16 protein-coding genes are annotated in these 18,324 nt (G+C 64.5%); 6 read left to right on the top strand and 10 right to left on the bottom strand.

The window, feature by feature from the left end; all coding sequences use genetic code 11:
* The first annotated feature begins 158 nt into the window (after nt 1–158).
* From NKI88_RS29545 to NKI88_RS29530, 4 genes are read left to right on the top strand one after another with little or no spacing between them, the layout of a single operon-like run.
* Nucleotides 159–1,166 (top strand): ABC transporter permease, encoded by a 1,008-nt coding sequence (locus tag NKI88_RS29545; RefSeq protein WP_023696253.1) that lies wholly within the window; start codon nt 159–161, stop codon nt 1,164–1,166.
* Complete coding sequence (locus NKI88_RS29540) at nt 1,167–2,303, top strand: ABC transporter permease (RefSeq protein ID WP_023687914.1); 1,137 nt, start codon at nt 1,167–1,169, stop codon at nt 2,301–2,303.
* Between the two features lie 10 nt (nt 2,304–2,313).
* Nucleotides 2,314–3,981 carry an ABC transporter ATP-binding protein gene (locus tag NKI88_RS29535; protein ID WP_352658959.1) on the top strand — a complete coding sequence of 556 codons (1,668 nt, stop codon included), beginning with the start codon at nt 2,314–2,316 and terminating at the stop codon, nt 3,979–3,981.
* Between the two features lie 21 nt (nt 3,982–4,002).
* On the top strand, nt 4,003–5,373 hold the full coding sequence (locus NKI88_RS29530) for an alpha-glucosidase/alpha-galactosidase (RefSeq protein ID WP_352658957.1): 1,371 nt from the start codon (nt 4,003–4,005) through the stop codon (nt 5,371–5,373).
* Nucleotides 5,374–5,402: 29 nt separating this feature from the next.
* Here NKI88_RS29530 and NKI88_RS29525 read toward each other — a convergent pair whose 3' ends face one another.
* Nucleotides 5,403–7,049 (bottom strand): acetolactate synthase large subunit, encoded by a 1,647-nt coding sequence (locus NKI88_RS29525; RefSeq protein ID WP_352658955.1) that lies wholly within the window; start codon nt 7,047–7,049, stop codon nt 5,403–5,405.
* 107 nt (nt 7,050–7,156) lie between these two features.
* Complete coding sequence (locus NKI88_RS29520) at nt 7,157–8,044, bottom strand: AraC family transcriptional regulator (RefSeq protein ID WP_352658964.1); 888 nt, start codon at nt 8,042–8,044, stop codon at nt 7,157–7,159.
* A 99-nt stretch (nt 8,045–8,143) separates the two neighbouring features.
* Between NKI88_RS29520 and NKI88_RS29515 the strand changes: the two genes are divergently transcribed.
* Nucleotides 8,144–8,848, top strand: coding sequence for a glutathione S-transferase family protein (locus NKI88_RS29515; protein ID WP_352658953.1), 705 nt, complete (start codon nt 8,144–8,146; stop codon nt 8,846–8,848).
* Nucleotides 8,849–8,973: 125 nt separating this feature from the next.
* On the top strand, nt 8,974–9,534 hold the full coding sequence (gene msuE / locus NKI88_RS29510) for an FMN reductase (RefSeq protein ID WP_023685284.1): 561 nt from the start codon (nt 8,974–8,976) through the stop codon (nt 9,532–9,534).
* 298 nt (nt 9,535–9,832) lie between these two features.
* Here the strand turns inward: msuE and NKI88_RS29505 are convergent, their stop codons facing one another.
* From NKI88_RS29505 to NKI88_RS29470, 8 genes are all read right to left on the bottom strand, one after another.
* Nucleotides 9,833–10,864 carry a hydroxyacid dehydrogenase gene (locus tag NKI88_RS29505; RefSeq protein WP_352658951.1) on the bottom strand — a complete coding sequence of 344 codons (1,032 nt, stop codon included), beginning with the start codon at nt 10,862–10,864 and terminating at the stop codon, nt 9,833–9,835.
* A 252-nt stretch (nt 10,865–11,116) separates the two neighbouring features.
* Entirely contained in the window at nt 11,117–12,562 is a 1,446-nt protein-coding gene (locus NKI88_RS29500; protein ID WP_023704670.1) for an aldehyde dehydrogenase, read from the bottom strand.
* A gap of 94 nt (nt 12,563–12,656) precedes the next feature.
* A complete protein-coding gene (locus NKI88_RS29495) occupies nt 12,657–13,442 on the bottom strand; it encodes a coniferyl-alcohol dehydrogenase (RefSeq protein ID WP_352658962.1) in 786 nt (261 codons plus the stop codon).
* Between the two features lie 2 nt (nt 13,443–13,444).
* On the bottom strand, nt 13,445–14,509 hold the full coding sequence (locus tag NKI88_RS29490) for a branched-chain amino acid ABC transporter permease (RefSeq protein ID WP_023712120.1): 1,065 nt from the start codon (nt 14,507–14,509) through the stop codon (nt 13,445–13,447).
* Complete coding sequence (locus tag NKI88_RS29485; protein ID WP_023685279.1) at nt 14,506–15,402, bottom strand: branched-chain amino acid ABC transporter permease; 897 nt, start codon at nt 15,400–15,402, stop codon at nt 14,506–14,508. Before NKI88_RS29485 ends, NKI88_RS29490 begins: the two co-directional genes overlap by 4 nt.
* The gene (locus NKI88_RS29480) at nt 15,399–16,127 is read right to left on the bottom strand and encodes an ABC transporter ATP-binding protein (protein ID WP_023668148.1); all 729 of its coding nucleotides are present in this window, start codon (nt 16,125–16,127) and stop codon (nt 15,399–15,401) included. The genes NKI88_RS29485 and NKI88_RS29480 overlap by 4 nt, the downstream gene beginning before the upstream one ends.
* Nucleotides 16,124–16,864 (bottom strand): ABC transporter ATP-binding protein, encoded by a 741-nt coding sequence (locus tag NKI88_RS29475; protein ID WP_023668149.1) that lies wholly within the window; start codon nt 16,862–16,864, stop codon nt 16,124–16,126. Before NKI88_RS29475 ends, NKI88_RS29480 begins: the two co-directional genes overlap by 4 nt.
* Before the next feature lie 23 nt (nt 16,865–16,887).
* Nucleotides 16,888–18,186 carry an ABC transporter substrate-binding protein gene (locus NKI88_RS29470; RefSeq protein ID WP_023744538.1) on the bottom strand — a complete coding sequence of 433 codons (1,299 nt, stop codon included), beginning with the start codon at nt 18,184–18,186 and terminating at the stop codon, nt 16,888–16,890.
* Between the last annotated feature and the right edge of the window lie 138 nt (nt 18,187–18,324).

Genomic DNA, 18,324 nt, shown 5'->3' with positions numbered 1-18,324 from the left:
CACCCCCCCCCCCCCCCCCCCCCCCCCCCCCCCCCCGGCGCACCGGCGCCCCCCCACGAGTCTACCCCCCCGGGCGCCCCCCCGCGCGGCGCGGGCCGCCCCGGGGACGGAGTAAGGTCAGCGGCAACAGATTAGATCCAAGGAGGAGAAACGGTCCGATGCTGCGATTCCTGGCCATGCGCATAGCATCGGCGGTCCCGGTCATGGTCATCCTGAGCCTGGTCACCTTTGCCATCATCCAGGCGCCGCCGGGCGACTATGCCGACTATATCCGCTCGCAGCTCATCAACCAGGGCGGGGCGTCTTTTGCCGAAGCCGACGCGCAGGCGCAAGCCTATCGGGTCGAGCACGGCCTCGATAAACCGCTGCCCGTCCAGTACCTGAACTGGGTCGCCGGCATCATCACCCGCGGCGATTTCGGCTACAGCCTCTATTACAACAAGCCGGTCGCCGCCGTGGTCGGCGAGCGGCTGCCGCGCACGCTGCTGCTGGCACTGGTCTGCCATCTGCTGGCGTCGGTGCTCGGCATCACCTTCGGCATCTGGGCGGCGACCAGGCAATACACATGGATCGACTCGGCGCTGTCGGCCATCTCCTTCCTCGGCATGACGGTGCCGCGCTTCCTGATGGCGCTGATCATCGTCTATCTCCTGGTCTTCCAGTTCAACGTGTCGGAGATCGGCAGCTTCTTCTCGCCGCAATATGGCGGCGCGCCGTGGTCGTGGGCGAAATTCGCCGACCTCGTCAAGCATGTCTGGCCGGTGGTGGCGATCGCCACCTTCGGCGGGCTCGCCTACAATATGCGCGTCATGCGCGGCAATCTGCTCGATACGCTGAACGCGCAATATGTCGAGACGGCCAAGGCCAAGGGCCTGACCGGCAGCGCCGTCGTCATGCGCCATGCCGTGCCCAACGCACTGCACCCGCTCATCATGTATCAGGGCGTGGTGCTGCCCTACATGCTGACCGGCGAGATCGAGACGGCGATCATCTTTGCGCTGCCGACGGTCGGGCCGGCCATTGTCGGCTCGATGGCGGTCGGCGACGTTTATGTCACGGCGACCTTCATGATGGTGCTGTCGGCAACGCTGATCGTCGGCAACATCATCGCCGACATGCTGCTCGCGCTGCTCGATCCGCGCGTACGCCAGTTCAGGGAGAGCTAGATGCTGGCGCGTGACCCATCCCCGCCGCCGCCCCCGGCTGAAGCAACCGCGATTGCGACCCCACGCGGCAATGAGAGCTATATGGCGCTGGTCTGGCGCCGGCTGAGGCGCTCCTGGACCGGCATGGCCGGGCTGATCCTGGTCGTGCTTCTGGTGCTGATGGCGCTATTCGCCGATTTCTTCGCGCCGATGGACCCCAAGGTGACCGATGTCGCTTTCGCCCCGCCGCAAGTGATGAGTTTTCACGACAGAGACGGGAATTTCGTGCTCCAGCCGCGGGTCTATGCGCTGGCGGATTCTGCTGACCTCGACCCGGTCACCTTCCAGCCGGTCGTCGGGCCGGATTACGAGCATCCGCGCCTGCTCGGCTTCTTCGTCAAGGGCGCCGACTACCGGCTGCTTGGACTGATCCCCGCCAACCGGCATTTCTTTGCTTCGGCCGACGGCCAGCCGGTGCATTTTCTCGGCACCGACAAATTCGGCCGGGATGTGTTGTCGCGCGCCATCCAGGGCTCGCGCGTCTCGCTGATGATCGCGCTGACGGTGGTGTTCATCATCACCGTCATCGGCACCACGGTCGGCATGGTCTCGGGCTATTTCGGCGGCCGCTTCGACGTCTGGATGCAGCGCTTCGTCGAGTTGGTGCTCGCCTTCCCGCAATTGCCGCTCTATCTTGCGCTGACGACGCTGATCCCGGTGACCGCGCCGACCAACGTTTTCCTCGCCTTCGTCATCATCGTCATGTCGGCGCTGGGCTGGGCGCAGATGTCGCGCGAGGTGCGCGGCAAGACGCTGGCGCTGGCGCGGATCGACTATGTGCGCGCTGCCATGGCGGTTGGCGCCACCGACATGCGTATCATCATGCAGCACATTTTTCCCAATGTGATGAGCCACGTCATCGTCGCCGTGACGATCGCCATCCCGACGGTGGTGCTGCTCGAAGCCTTTCTCGGCTTCCTCGGCTTCGCCGTGAAACCGCCGCTGATCTCATGGGGGCTGATGCTGCAGGACACGGCTACCTATTCGGTCATCGGCACCTATCCGTGGATCCTGTCGCCGGTCGGCTTCGTGCTGATCACCGTCTTTGCCTTCAACGCGCTGGGCGACGGCCTGCGCGATGCCGTCGATCCCTATTGAGGTGGCCGGGATGACCGTAGCGCTCGCAGCCACCTTCGCACCAGCCGTCCGGCTCGACCATGCCGGCCGCCACGACCAACCCATCATCGATGCCCGCAACATCGAGGTCGCCTTCAAGGTCGAGCACGGCGTCGTCGACGCTGTGAAGGATGTCTCGTTCCAGCTTTATCGCGGCGAGACGATCGCCATCGTAGGTGAGTCCGGTTCCGGCAAGTCGGTGACGGCGCGTGCTGTCATGGGGCTCTTGTCGAAGCGGGCCACCGTGTCGCCGAAATCCACCATCCACTATTGCGGGCAGGACATACTGAAATTCCCCGAGAGCGCCCGGCGCAAGTTGCGCGGCAATCGCATCTCGATGATCTTCCAGGAGCCGATGAGCTCGCTCAACCCGATCTATACGGTTGGCAGTCAGATCGTCGAGGCGATCAGAGTGCATCGAAAGGTCAGCCGCAAGCAAGCCTGGGCGCGGGCGCTCGAGCTTTTGCGGCATGTCCAGATCCCCGAGCCGGAAGCGCGCATCAAACAGTATCCGCACCAGATGTCGGGCGGGCAGCGCCAGCGCGTGATGATCGCCATGGCGCTCGCCAACGACCCCGATGTGCTGATCGCCGACGAGCCGACGACGGCGCTCGATGTCACGGTGCAAGCACAGATCCTCAATTTGATCCGCAATCTGCAAAAAGAACTCAGGATGGCGGTCATCCTGATCACCCACGACCTCACCGTGGTGCGGAAATTCTCGGACTATGTCTATGTCATGCAGCATGGCGAGATGTGCGAGCACAACGTTACCGAGCGGCTGTTCGCCGACCCGCAGCATGCCTATACCAAGCGGCTGCTCGCTTCAGAGCCGCACGGCAAGCCGCAGCCGCTGCCGGAAAACAGCGGCACCATCCTCGAGGCCCGCGATATGCGCGTCTGCTTCATGCTACGCCATGGCAGCTTCCTGAAGCCGGACTGGCGCGAGCTGGTCGCCGTCGACGATCTCGGCCTGAAGCTTTGCCGCCACGAGACACTGGGGCTGGTCGGCGAATCCGGCTCCGGCAAGACCACCTTCGGTCTCGCCTTGCTCAGGCTCACCGAGGCCAAGCGCGGCGAGGTCAGCTTCGACGGCCAGCCGATCCACGGCCTGTCGCGCGCCGGGATGCGGCCGCTGCGCTCGCGCATGCAGGTCGTTTTTCAGGATCCGTTCTCGTCGCTCAACCCGCGTATGACGATCGGCCAGATCATCGAGGAAGGGCTGGTCGTCAACAGGATCGGCGCGACACGGCGCGAGCGGGTCGATCGGGTTCGCGACGCCCTGGTCAGCGCCGGCATGCCCGGCGATATCCTGTCGCGGTTCCCGCACGAATTTTCCGGCGGCCAGCGGCAGCGCATCGCCATTGCCCGAGCCATCGCGCTGGAGCCCGAATTCATCCTGCTCGATGAACCGACATCGGCGCTCGACCTTTCGGTGCAGGCGCAGATCATCGACTTGTTGCGCAAGCTGCAGGACGAACGCGGCCTTAGCTATCTCTTCATTTCGCACGACCTCAAGGTCGTGCGCGCGCTCTGCCATCGCGTCATCGTCATGCAGAACGGCAAGATCGTCGAACAGGGACCCGTCGACGAGGTCCTCACCCATCCCAAGACCGCCTACACCGAACGGCTCGTCAGGGCCGCCTTCGACGTGGCGTAGCAAAGTGCCGGAGGTTTAATAGTGGCAAGACATCCCAGGATCACCTTCATTGGCGCGGGTTCGACCGTGTTCATGAAGAACATTGTCGGCGACGTGCTGCAGCGGCCATCGCTGTCAGGCGCGACGATCGCGCTGATGGACATCAATCCGCAGCGGCTGGAAGAGAGCGCCATCGTCGTCAACAAGCTGATCGCGACGCTGGGCGTGAAGGCGAAGGCCGAGACCTATTCCGACCAGCGCAAGGCGCTCGCCGGCGCCGACTTCGTCGTCGTCGCCTTCCAGATCGGCGGCTTTGAGCCCTGCACCGTCACCGATTTCGAGGTGCCGAAGAAATACGGCCTGCGCCAGACCATTGCCGACACGCTCGGCGTCGGCGGCATCATGCGCGGCCTCCGGACCGTGCCGCATCTGTGGAAGATCTGCGAGGACATGCTGGCCGTCTGCCCCGACGCTATCATGCTGCAATATGTCAACCCGATGGCGATCAACACTTGGGCGATCTCAGAGAAATACCCTGAGATCAAACAGGTAGGCCTCTGCCATTCGGTGCAAGGCACGGCGATGGAACTGGCGCACGATCTCGACATTCCCTACGAGGAGATACGCTACCGCTCGGCCGGCATCAACCACATGGCCTTCTACCTGAAGTTCGAGCACCGGCAGCCGGATGGCTCTTACCGCAACCTCTATCCGGACCTGGTCCGCGCCTATCGCGAGGGCAGGGCGCCGAAGCCGGGCTGGAACCCGCGCTGCCCCAACAAGGTGCGCTACGAGATGCTGACGCGGCTCGGCTATTTCGTCACCGAAAGCTCCGAGCATTTCGCCGAATACACGCCCTATTTCATCAAGGAAGGCCGCCCCGACCTGATCGAGAAGTTCGGCATTCCGCTCGACGAATATCCCAAGCGCTGCATCGAACAGATCGAGCGCTGGAAGGGCCAGGCCGAGGCCTATCGCTCGGCCGACCGCATCGAGGTCGAGCAATCGAAGGAATACGCGTCCTCGATCATGAACTCGGTGTGGACCGGGGAGCCTTCGGTGATCTACGGCAATGTCCGCAACAATGGCTGCATCACCTCGCTGCCGGACAATTGCGCCGCCGAGGTGCCGTGTCTGGTGGACGCCTCCGGCATCCAGCCGACCTATATTGGCGAGCTGCCGCCGCAACTCACCGCGTTGATACGCACCAACATCAATGTGCAGGAACTGACGGTGCAGGCGTTGATGACCGAAAACCGCGAGCACATCTACCACGCGGCGATGATGGACCCGCATACGGCGGCCGAACTCGATCTCGACCAGATCTGGGCGCTGGTCGATGAGTTGCTGGCGACACATGGCGACTGGCTGCCGACCTGGGCGCGTGGGAGCGCCAAGGTCCGGGCCGCCTGAGCGCTGCTGCGGCGGTATCTACTCCACCGTCAGGCCTCCGGTGGCGCCGGCAACCGGTGGCGCAGTTCCTCGACCAGCACGCGCTCGTTCTCCGAATAGTCGATCGGAACGACGACGAGATGGACGCCACCGCCGGCAAAAGCCTGTTCAAGCGTCGATTGTATTTCTGAGACGGCGCCGACCCTGGTTCCCTTGGCGCCATAGGCCTCGGCATAGCGGACGAAATCGGGATTGCCGAAGGTCATGCCGAAATCGGGGAACTGGTCGACCGCCTGCTTCCAGCGGATCATGCCGAAAGCATTGTCCTCGATGATCAGCACGACCAAATTGAGCTTCAGCCTGACGGCGGTTTCCAGTTCCTGGCTGTTCATCATGAAGCCGCCATCGCCGCAGATCGCCATGACGCGGCGTGCGGGATAGAGCATCGCGGCCGTCATCGCCGAGGGCAGGCCGGCGCCCATCGTGGCCAGGGCGTTGTCGAGCAGCAAAGTGTTGGCGACGCGCGTGCGGTAATTGCGCGCAAACCAGATCTTGTACATGCCGTTGTCGAGCGCCAGGATGCCATCGGCCGGCATCACCGCGCGCACATCGTGCACCAAGCGCTGCGGCGTGAAACGGTCTTCGGTGGCGCGGGCGGCAATGCGGCTCAAAATCCCTTCGCGCAATGGCAGCAACGCTTGCGCGTTGGGGATCTTGTCCTCGATCCGGTCGGCAAGCAGCCTGAGCGAAGCGCCGATGTCGCCGACCACTTCGGTCTGCGGGAAATAGACCTGCTCGACATTGGCCGGCTGGTAACCGACATGGATCACCTTCGGTCCCTTGTCGCCCATAATGAAGGGCGGCTTCTCGATCGTGTCGTGGCCGATAGTGATGATGAGGTCGGCCTGTTCGATGGCCTCATGCACATAGTCGCGCTCGGAGAGAGCGGCGGTGCCCATATAGAGTTCGGTGCCGCCAGGCACCGTGCCTTTGCCCATCTGGGTGGTGAAATAAGGGATGCCGGTTCTGATCACGAACTGGGCGAGGTCGGACGTCGAGCGCGGCCGCGACGCGGCGGCGCCCAGCATCGCCAGCGGACGTTGCGCCTTGATGATCATCTCAGCGGCACGGTCGAGCGCCAGCGGGCTGGCCAGCGGAAGCTCGACCGGATGCGGCGGGATCAGCGCGACATCGTCGCACTCCTCGGCCGCGATGTCTTCGGGCAGTTCCAGATGCACCGGCCCCGGACGCTCCTCCTCGGCAATCCGAAACGCTTCGCGCACCACGGCGGGAATGGTCTTCGCCGAGATGATCTGACGTGACAGCTTGGTCAGCGGCTTCATCGCGGCGACGATGTCGACGATCTGGAAGCGGGCCTGGCGCGACGACCGGATGCCCTTCTGCCCGGTGATCATGATCATCGGTATGGCGCCCAGCAGCGCATAGGCGGCACCCGTCGTCAGGTTCAGGGCGCCGGGCCCGAGCGTGGTGATGCAGACGCCCGGCTTGCCGGTGAGCCTGCCATGGGTGGCGGCCATGAACGCCGCCGCCTGCTCATGACGGGTGAGGATGAGCTGGATCGAGGATTTGCGGATGGATTCGACGACGTCCAGGTTTTCTTCGCCGGGAATGCCGAAGATGCGATCGACGCCCTCATTCTCGAGGGCGGCAACAAGCAGGTCAGAACCTTTGGGCACGAAGCATCTCCTGGGCAAAGCGGCGGCGAACCGCGTCGGGATATGATCAGACATAGTGCTGGCAAAGTCCTACCGCGAGGCCCGGCCGCCGCCAATATCGCTCTGCCTTACAGATCCTTCCGTTTCCTGAATTGGCCGGGCGAGACGCCGGCGTGGCGGCTGAAGGCGGTGGAGAAGGCGGCTTCCGAGCTGTAGCCGACCGCCTCGGCGACTTGGCCCACGCTCTTGCCCTCGTGCAGCAGCCGGCTGGCCTGCCGCATGCGGCAGCCGAAGAGATAGGCCATGGGCGCTTCGCCGACGAGATCGCGAAACCGGGCGGCAAAGGTTGCCCTGGAGAGCCCGACCGCGCGTGCCAGGGTCTCGATCGTCCAGTCGTGGCCATAGGCTTCATGCAGGGTCGCGAGCGCTCTGGCGATCGCGGGGTCCTGCAATCCCCTCAGCCAACCTGGATTGTCCATGCTTTCCAGACCGGAGCGCAAGGCGCGCGTGACGATGGCCCCAGACAGGCGAGCCATGACCACGTCGCTGCCGGGACCTTCGTCGGTCGCTTCCACCAGCAAGGCCTCGACATAGCCACGCAGCCATTTGGGCAGACGGCCATTCGATCCCCGGATGTGAACGATGCGCGGCAGGCCGGCAAGTGCCGGATGGTCGGCGTCGCGAAAGGCGAAGGCGCCGCACAGGATGACGGTCTTTTCGCCTTCGCCGCCGCTGCGAATACGCCCGGCTGCGGTTTGGGTCGCCAGTTCGGCGGCGGGGACGTTCGCGCTTTTGAGCGCGCCGGGCGACCGCAGCACATGCGGATCGGCGCGCGGTGCAATGATCAGGTCGCCGGCATCGAGAGGCTCGACATCTTCCTCACCGAACACCGCCTCGCATCGCCCCTTGATGACGACGTGAATGCCGCGAAGCCCAGCCTGGCTGAACGAGATCGCCCAGGGCGCGGCCAGTTCGAGGCGCCGGTACCCGGCGGCTGCGAAGTGCAATTCGCGCATGAGGATAGCCAGGAGATCCACGCTTCGCTCCAGAAACAGACGATCGATAAATCAATCCAGACGCTGTCGAATAGCGCGCCGGCCTTACTGGACCTAGCTATGCCCGACAGGCCGCTTGCCGGCGATAACGAAACTCAGGAGTTATTCATGCCGCCAATCGAGCTTTTTGTCGCGCAGCTTTGTCCCTATGCGCACCGTGTCAGGCTCGCCCTTGCCGAGAAAGGCCTACAGGCGACGGAAATCGAAATCGATCTGCGCAACAAGCCGGCGTGGTTCCTGAAACTCACGCCGACGGGAAAGGTGCCGCTGCTGCGCCATCAGGGGCAATATGTCAGGGAGTCGGCGATCATCTGCGAATATCTCGATGATGCATTCCCCGAACGGCCGATTTTCCCCAGGGATGCTCATGCCCGCGCTGAGGCGCGCATCTGGATCAGCTTCGCCGACACGCAGCTTTACGCCCGGACGGCAACCATGATGCACAGTTCCGACGCTATGGTTCATAAGCGGATCAAGGCCCAGCTTGCCGACGATCTGCGCTTTGTGGAACAGCATGCCTTCGCCCTGCGAGGGGCGGACGAACGGTTTTTGCTGGGCTCGGAATTCAGCGCCGCCGACATCGCCTTCTATCCCTGGTTCGAACAGCTGTGCGTGCTTGAGAAATATCTGGGTTTCGTCATGCCGACCGAATGCGAGCGCCTGCTGCGGTGGCAGGAAACGGTTGCCGCCAGGGAGGCGGTGCGGACCTGCGCAAGGTCGCCCGGCTTCTACCTGGAATCCTATGGCCCGCTTCTCGCGACCTGAGACGAGCGGGCAAACGGAAAAAAATTCCTCACTATGGTGCTGCAAGGTCAGTCATTTGCTTCTTGCGGCAGGCGCAAGCCTGTAAATATGCGGTATGAAACCCCGCCGCGAGAGGTGAGAGAAACATGCCCAATCCAACCGTCGTCGGGTTTTCCGGCAATTTCACCAGGCCGTCCAAGACGCGTGGTTTTGTCGACCAGGTCGTCAGGGATATTGCGCGCCAGCATGGCCTGTCGGCGAGCACCTATGACATCGAAGACCTCGGCCCGTCGCTCGGCGCTGCCAAATGGGCGCGCGATCTCGACGGCCAGGCCCGGGCAGTCTTCGACAGCGTCGTCAATGCCGATGTGCTGGTGGTGGGGTCACCGACCTACAAGGGCAGCTACACCGGCCTGTTCAAGCACTTCTTCGACCTCTTCGATCCCGCTTCCTTGCGCGGCAAGCCGGTGGTGCTGCTTGCCACCGGCGGCAACGATCGCCACGCGTTGATCGTCGAGCACCAGTTGCGGCCGTTGTTCGGCTTCTTCGAGGCGCTGACGCTGCCGACAGGGGTCTATGCCACGGACAAGGACTTTTCCGACGGCGTGCTGCGGGCCGAACCCATCCTGAAGCGCGTCGATCAGGTTGTCGGCGAGGTCGGGCTGGTGCTGGCCAATCGCTCGGCAGCCGGCGTTGCTGCCGGATAGAGCGAGGCGAGCAGACCGCCTCCGGCTTTGCTCGGGAGTGAATAAAAAGGCCCGCCACCGACGCGAATCGTGACGAGCCTCCTTGGAGTAGGCCAGGCCTCCCACAGCCCGATTGCTTTCAAAATCAATACCCCGCCGGCTAGGCTTGGCGGGGCATCGATAGTAGGGTCTGGATCGAATGGGAGCATCCGGCTGAAAAACGCCAATGCCGGTCAAAGGTTTCCCGGTCCTCCTGAGCTGCGATGACAAAGGGGTTAGCCCAACTCGAAATCCATCTCAGGCGGATTTCTCGCGACAACTAGTTCCTGTCCGCCGGCTTCGAACGCATCCTTGACACCGTCTCGCGCTCGGCGCGCTTGGAGCGCAGAGGCGGCAGGCCGCGGTCGATCAGGTCCATGTCCTCCAGCACCATGTCGCCCATGCGCTTGAAGGCGATGTCAAGCGCACCGGCGCGGTGGGCGGAGCGCAGGAAGCCGGGGATCGTGCGGACCGGATGGTCCTGCGCCAGCGGTTCTTCAGGGAAGACATCGCTGGCGGCGACGATGTGGCCGCTTTCCACCGCCGCCATCAGGGCAGGGAAGTCGACGACTCCGGCGCGGCTGAGCAGGATGAATGCGGCGCCCTTGCGCATGGAGGCAAAAGCATTGGCACCGAGAAAGCCCTGATTCTCTGAGGTCACCGAAGCGACGACGAAGACGAAATCGCTGGTCGACAGCACCTCGTCCAGCGAGGCCGGCTCGACGCCACTGTCGATCAGGATCGATGGCGGCAGCCAGGGATCGAAGACCTTGGTGCGGGTGCGAAAACCCGACAGCAGTCGGTTGAGCGCACGGCCGAGATCGCCGAAGCCGATGATGCCGACATCGGCGCCGGACAGAAGCCGCGCCGTCAAATTGCCGTCGCCGCCCCACAGCTCTTCGCCTTTGCGGAAGGCGAGGTCGGCATCGACGATGTTGCGGGCGAGGTTAAGCGCCATGGCGAGGCCAAGCTCGGCCACCGGCTCGGCGAAGACGAGGCCGGTGGTGACGACATGGATGCCGCGCGCAAACAGCGTCTCATAGGGCATGTTGTTGATGAGGTTGGTCTCGACATTGAAGACGCAACGCAGCGCCTGCATCTGGTCCAAGGTCTCGGGCGAGATCGGCGGCTGGCCGATAATATAGCGGGCTTCGGCAAGCACGTCGGCGGGCAAGTTCGCCACGCCCTCGGCCGTCGTCTCGACGACGCGGTAATGCGCCTTGAGGCGCGCCAGCTGCGGTGGGGTGAAGATCAGGTCGAGCGTGCGTGGTTCCGGCGCGCTGATGACCAGCGGCAGGGCCTTGTTTGGCATAACGATTCCTCCCCGGCGCGATCCGTATCGCGTATTTTGCTTTGCACTTGCGGTAGTCCCAAAACCGCTTGCCACCGTCCGGCGGCATGTGATTGAGGGGTAAAATACCCACGATTAAACGATTTACAACTCCGGGAGGGGCCGCCGATCGCGCGACTCGAGCCTTGCCGGGTTTTGATGCGGGAATCCGTTGGCTCGCCAGGCAACGGCCCTGAGGGCTCCTTCCCTTCTCCCCTGTGAGAGAAGGTGGAGTCAAAACGGATAGTGCTGCCCCGGATCCTCGATGGTTAGCCAGCGCAGGTCGGTGAACTCGGCGATCGAGGCCTTGCCGCCGAAGCGGCCGTAGCCTGAACCCTTGACGCCGCCGAACGGCATTTGCGCCTCGTCGCCGACGGTCGGGCCGTTGATGTGGCAGATACCGGCTTCGATGCGCGCGGCGACCGCCATGGCACGGCGGATGTCGCGGCTGAACACGGCTGAAGACAGGCCGTATTCGGTATCGTTGGCGACACGTACCGCTTCGTCCTCGCCCTTGACGCGGATCACCGGCTTGACCGGGCCGAAGGATTCTTCCGAATAGACGCGCATCGCCGGCGTCACGTGGTCGAGCAATGTCGCCTCGACCACGGTTCCGGTGCGCTTGCCGCCGGCCACAAGCCTGGCGCCCTTGGCGACGGCGTCGGCAACCAGTTCTTCCATCTTGTCGGCGGCTTGGTCGCTGATCAGCGAACCGAGCACGACATGGCCGCGCGGGTCGCCGGCAGGCAGCTGCGCGGCGCGGGCGGCGAGCTTGGCGACGAATTCGTCGGCGACCTTTTCATCGACGACCAGACGCTCGGTCGACATGCAGATCTGGCCCTGATGCATGTAGGCGCCGAAGGTCGCGGCGTTGACCGCGGCGTCGATGTCGGCATCGTCGAGCACGACCAGCGGCGCCTTGCCGCCGAGTTCGAGCAGCGCCGGCTTCAAGTGACGGCCGGCGAGTTCGGCAATGATCCTGCCGACCTTGGTCGAGCCGGTGAAGTTGACACGCCTGACTGCAGGGTGCGCGACCAGTGCCTCGACGATTGTCGCTGCGTCCTTGGGATCATTGGTGACGACATTGATGACGCCCTTGGGCAGGCCGGCCTCGACCAGCACCTGCCCGATCAGCCGGTGTGTGCCTGGGCACATTTCCGAAGCTTTCAGCACAACCGTGTTGCCGCAGGCGATCGGCATGGCGATGGCACGGGTTCCGAGGATGACCGGTGCATTCCACGGCGCGATGCCGAGGCAGACGCCGGCCGGCTGGCGGATCGCCATGGCCAGCGTGCCGGGCTTGTCGGAGGGAATGACTTCGCCCGAAATCTGCGTCGTCATGGCGGCTGCCTCGCGCAGCATTTTGGCGGCGAGCATGACGTTGAAGCCGGCCCAGGGGCCGGTCGCGCCGGTTTCTTCCATCATCAACTTGGTGAATTCGCCGACCTTGGAGTCCATGACATCGGCCGCCTTGGACAGCAAAGCGCGGCGCTCGCCCGGACCGGTCTTCGACCACGTCTTGAAAGCGGCAGCAGCGGCTTCGACCGCGGCATTGGCGTCGGCGATGCTGGCTGCGGCAGCGCGGGTCGCCAGCTTGCCGGTGAACGGGTCCATGCGCTCGTAAGAGGCTGAGCCGGAGGCATCCCTTTTGTCGCCGTCGATCAGAAGTCCGATGTCCATTGTTCTCTCCCTCGCTCGCCGTGGAGCGTCTTTTCTATCTATTATCGACCACGATCTGATCCGAACACCGGCTCCCACTTTTCGGGATCATGGTCTAGAAGCCGAGCACCTCGGCATTGATCGATGCTTCAAGCCCACCGTCAACCGGCACATTGGCGCCGTTGACCCAGCGTGCGCCGTCCGAGCACAGGAACAGCACGACAGGCGCGATGTCGCCCGAGGTTCCGGCGCGCCCGACCCTGGCGATGTCGCTGTCCACGCGGGCGTCACCCAGCACATTGCGGAACTGTTTGAGGATCGGCGTCTCGACCGGGCCGGGGCTCACTGCATTGACGCGGATGCCGCGGCTCCTGAACAGATCCTGATGTGCGGCGCGCTGCGTCCACAACAGCAGCAGCTCCTTGGAAACGGGATAGCCTTCCTCGTTCTTCACCTGATGGTCGGCGATCATCTTCGCCACATCGGGAAAGCCTTCGATGCCGACCATCGATGCCGCGCGGTTGAGATTGGCGCGCCAGCCATAGCCGGCGATCGAGGCGACGTTGACCACGGCGCCGCCTTCACGAAGTCTTGGTGCGAGGCCTTCCGAGAGCGCGCGCAGGCCGTAGAAGTTGACGGCCAGTGTCGACACCGCACCGGTGTTGCCGGGGAGGCCGGCGACATTGCAGAGCGCATCGATGCGCTGCGGTAGGCGCCCGAGGAGATCGTCGACGCCGGCCTTGAACGAGATGTCGGCCTTGACGAAGAAGCCGACCGGTGCGGCAGGTTCACGCACGTCGACGCCGATCACGTCAGCGCCCAGTTGGCCGGCAAGTTCGGCCGTGCGAGCGCCGATACCAGAGGCGACACCGGTGATGAGGATGGTCTTGCCGAACAGCATGGTCACGCCTTTTCTGGATGCGTTGCGGCCTGTTGCGGCGAGGGCGCCGCGTCGCCATCTGCGGCGTTTGGCGGGAGCCTGACGCGATAGCCGACCGGCAGCAGGCGCAGGCCAAAGCGCTCCTCCAGCGTTCCCCACAGGCCGCGCGGCAGGAAGAGCGAGAACAGCACCGCCGTGGCGCCGAGGCCGATCAGATACCAGACGCCGGTGCCGCCGAACCAGGTCTCGATGAGGAAGAACAGCAGCGCACCCAGAATGGCGCCCTCGAAGGTGCCGATGCCGCCGACCAGCACCATGAAGATCATGTAGGCGGTCCACTGGACGTTGAAGTAGGTTTTCGGCTGGAAGGTGATCGACGTGGCCAACCACAGCGCGCCGGCCATGCCGATGCCGAAGGCGGCGAGCACGAAGAGCAGCCGCTTGGTTCCGGTGACGCGCACGCCGACCGATGCCGCGGCCTCCTCATTGTCCCTGATGGCGCGGATGGCCGCACCCGTGCTGCCACGCAGCAGGCTAAACAGGGTGGCGAGCAGCGCCGTCATCGCGGCCAACGCCAGCCAGTAGATCGTTGCCCGCCTGGAGCCGGCGTCATAGCCGTTGAGCGAGATCAGCGACGTCCCGGTCTCGCCTTGCACCAGCCGGTCGAGATTGACCAGGAGATGGGTGAGCGCCGCGATCACCCACATGCCGATGGCGAACTCGCCGTTCTTCAGCTTCAGCATGAATAGCGACATTGGCCAGGAGATCGCGCCGACAATGATCGCCGAGACAAACAGAGAAGCGAACGGGTTGAGGCCGGCATCGGCCAGGCGGATGGTGAAATAGGCGCCGAGGCCGAAGAACACTTGCTGTCCCACCGAAACCAGCCCGCCGAAGCCGGCCAGCGCGTTCCACATCGCCGCCAGGATCACATAGATGAACAAGGCGGTCATGCGGTCGACGGCGCCGGCCGACAGGAAATGCGGCGCAACAGCGAGCAGCGCGATGATGACGACGACCGCGATCGCCGAGATGCGCGAGGCGGAGGTGCCGCGCTCGATGACGGGGGCGTTTAAAACCGCACTCATGATGCTTTCCTCGCGGGCAGGCGCAGCAGGCCGCGCAGGCCGAGGCCGGAGGTGGAGAGCCGGATGAACAGCACGATCAGGAAGGCGACATGGCCGCCGATCAGAAAACCTTGCGGATGGATCTGCGCGCCGAGGGTCTGGGCGAGCGCCAGCACGATGCCGCCGACCAGCGTGCCCCATAGCGAACCGGCGCCGCCGATCACCGCCGCCTCGAAAGCGAACAGCAATTGAGGTGCGCCGGTATAGGGATCGAAGGTGGCGCGCATGGCGAGGAAGGCGCCGGCCAGCCCAACGGTGACCATGGCGATGGCGGCGGCGAGGGCATTGGCGCGGCGCGCATCGACGCCGACGAGACCGGCCGTGTCGGGATCTTCCGACGTGGCGCGGATCGAGCGGCCAAGCCTGGTGCGGGTGAGGAACAGCTGCAGTCCGCCAAGCAATATGACGGCGGCGGCGAACATGATCACGGCAAGCTTGCCGACATAGATGCTGCCCGGCCATTCCCAGGAATCGTAGGAGAGGCTGCCGATATAGGGCGCCAGCGAACGTGTGTCGGCGCCGAACTGCTCGAACAGCGCATTGTCGATGACGATGGCGAGGCCGAACGTGGTCAGGATCGGCAGGAGCGCGCCGCCGCGGGCGCTGCGCTCGAGCAGGAAGCGCTGCAGCGCCCAGCCGATGGCCGCCATCAGCGGCAGCACGATGAGCAGGCCGACGAAGGGCGAGATATGGAATTGCGAGGCGAGCCACCACAGCGCGTAGGCGGAAAACACGGCCAGGCTGCCATGCGCGAGGTTGATTATGCGCATCACCGAAAACATGAAGGAGAGGCCGCAGGCGATCAGCGCGTAGTAGCCGCCGAGCAGGATGCCCTGGACGATCTGGTTGCTCATGCCGGCACACTCCCGGCGCTTTTCCTGTGCAGGCCGAAATAGGCTTTCGTCACTTCATCGCGGGACATGCCCTTGCTCGGGCCTTCCAGCGCGACGCGTCCTTCGAGCATGCAGATGACCTTGTCCGAGACCGAGAGCGCGCGATTGAGGTCCTGTTCGACCAGGATGATCGTCGTGCCGGAGCTGATCAGCCCTTGCAGCGAAGCGTATACGCGATCGACCACCAGCGGCGACAGGCCGAGCGAGACCTCGTCGAGCAGCAGCAGCTCCGGATTGCTCATCAACGCGCGGCCGATGGCGGTGGCCTGCTGCTCGCCACCGGAGAGATGCCCGGTCTTGGCGTGGCGGCGCGGCTTCAGATTGGGGAACGTGTCGAGCACTCGTTCCACGCTCCAGTCGCCGGGACGGCCGGCGGCCTTGCCAAGCAGGAGGTTCTCCTCGACCGTCATCTGCACGAACAGTTTTCGCCCTTCCGGCACCAGCGCGACGCCCATGCCGACGCGCTTGTGCGAGGGAACGCCGGTGATATCGGCGCCATTCAGCAGCACGCGGCCGGCCGTCGGCTCATGGGCGCCGGCGATCGCCCGCAGCAGCGTCGTCTTGCCGGCGCCGTTGGCGCCGACCAGCGCCAGCGTTTCGCCGCGCTCGATCGTAAAGCTCACACCGCGCACCGCCTGCAACAGGCCATGGCGGACGACCAGATTCTCGATTGCGAGCAGGCTCATTTCGGGCCTCCGCCGAGATAGGCGCGCACGACTTCCGGGTCGGCCATCACCGCTTGCGGCTCGCCATCGGCGATGATCTTGCCGGCGTCCATACAGATCAGCCGCTCTGCCACCTGCAGCAGGATGTGGACGATGTGCTCGATCCAGACGATGCCGATCTTGCGGCGGCGCAATTCCTTGATGGTATCGACAAGTTCGCTCGCCTCGCCATCGGTCAGTCCGCCGCCGATCTCGTCGAGCAGAAGCAGCGTAGGCCTTGCCGCGAGCGCGCGGGCAAGTTCCAGCCGCTTGCGGTCGAGCAGGCCGAGCGTTTCGGCGCGCCGGTTGGCCACGCCCATCATGCCGCACAGTTTCAGCGCCTCCAGCGCCTCTTCATAGGCCTCGTCGCGGGCGAGACCGGCGCCATGCGACGCGGCAACAAAAACGTTCTCGAACGTGGTCATGCCGCTGAACGGCTTGGGCACCTGGTGCGTGCGCACCAGGCCGAGACGACAGCGCGCTGTAGCCGGCATCGCGGTCACATCGCCACCCTTGAAGGCGACCGTGCCGGCGCTCGGCGGGAAGGCGCCTGACAAGATGCTGAGCAGCGTCGTCTTGCCGGCGCCGTTGGGGCCGACGATGCCGACGGCCTCATCGGCATTCATGGCGAAGTCGACATCGTCGAGCACCACCAGCGCGCCGAAGCGTTTCTGGATGCCGGCAGCGCGGAGGATCGCGGCGTTTGCTGAACCGTTCACGATGCGATCCCCGTAACCGACCGTCAGCTGTTATACGGCTGGAGCTTGGCCTCGACCGGAACCTTCGGGTCGGTGGCGTTCTCGGTCACGACGTAGTCGAGCGGGAATTTGCCGCCTTCCTTGGCCGCCACCCATTGCGTGCCGATGATCGGGCCGGGAGAGACATTGGCGACCGGGCCGCTGGTGAAGTCGACCTTGCCGATCATGGTCTCGGTGTTGAGCGTGCTCAGCGCCTGGGCGACGGCCGCCTTGTCCTTGGCGTCGGTGCTTGCCTTCAGCGCCTCGAAGCCGGCGTCGAGCAGCGACATCGAGGCGCCGAGCTGCTGCGTCCACTGCTTGCCGCTGGCGGCCTCATAACCGTCGGCCAGTTCGATCCCCGAAACGCCGGTCAGCGGCGACTTGTAGGGAAAGGCCTTGTGCCAGTAAGCGGCGCTCGAAATCTTGTTGCCGAGATCGCCGAGCGCCTCGATGTCGGACGGGAACAATCCGGTCTTGGCGACCTGGCAGATCTTGATCTGCTTGATCAGGCCTTGCTGTGCAGCCTGACGCCAGAAGGCGGCGAAGTCCGGCGGGATCGGGAAGGAGTTGAAGATCTCGACGCCTTCCTGCTTGAACAGCGCGATCTGCGAGGAATAGTCGGTGGTGCCGGTCTCGTAGGCGCCGGGATCGACGATGGTGAAACCCTGCTTTGCCAGCAACGGCGCCAGATGGGTGCGGATGGCATTGCCGTCTGCGTCGTTGGGGTACATGACGCCGACCTTCTTGTTGGTCTCGATCAGGTTCCATTGCGAGATGTAGGTCCGGAAGAACTCGTCGACGCCGAAGCCGAAATGATAGGTCCATTTGAACGGCGAGGGTTCGCCGGGCTTGGCGCCGCGGCCGAAATACCAGGCCTCCCACGGCATGACGGTGGAGAGGCAAGGCACGCCGGCGGCTTCGCAGGCGTCGGCGACCGGGTTGATCACCTCCGGCGTCGACACCGCCAGCATCAGGTCGACGGCTTGGTTGTTGATGAGGTCCTTGGCGAGCTGGCCGGCGCGCGACGGGTCGGATTGCGTGTCCTGGTCGATGATCTCGACACTGTATTTCTTGCCGCCGATGTCGAGGCCGTTGGCGAGCGCCTTGCGGGCGAGATCGAGCACATAGCCGTCGGTCTGGCCGAAGCCGGCGAGCGGCCCGGTGCGCGGGCTGACAAAGCCGACCTTCAGCGTGTCGGCGGCCTGCGCGAAGGCCTGGCCGCGGCTGAGCGCAAGTGCCGCGCCGCCGGCGAGCGATGTGGCGATGAACTGGCGCCGCGAGACGCCGGATTTGCTTGAGGTCATGCTGGTATTCCTCCCTTTCCTGACGGCACCTGGAGGTCACCGCCGGCCTGCTCAAAATCGATGCCGCCCGTTCTTAAGATCGGAGATCGCCCCGGCAGGCCTTGAGGCGGCAGCGGAACGCCGCCAATGCCGATAACG

Source organism: Mesorhizobium sp. M0317 (genome assembly GCF_040321555.1).
GTDB lineage: Bacteria > Pseudomonadota > Alphaproteobacteria > Rhizobiales > Rhizobiaceae > Mesorhizobium.
Note: the sequence above shows the minus strand (reverse complement) of the source record. Positions and strands in the feature narration are given on the sequence as shown.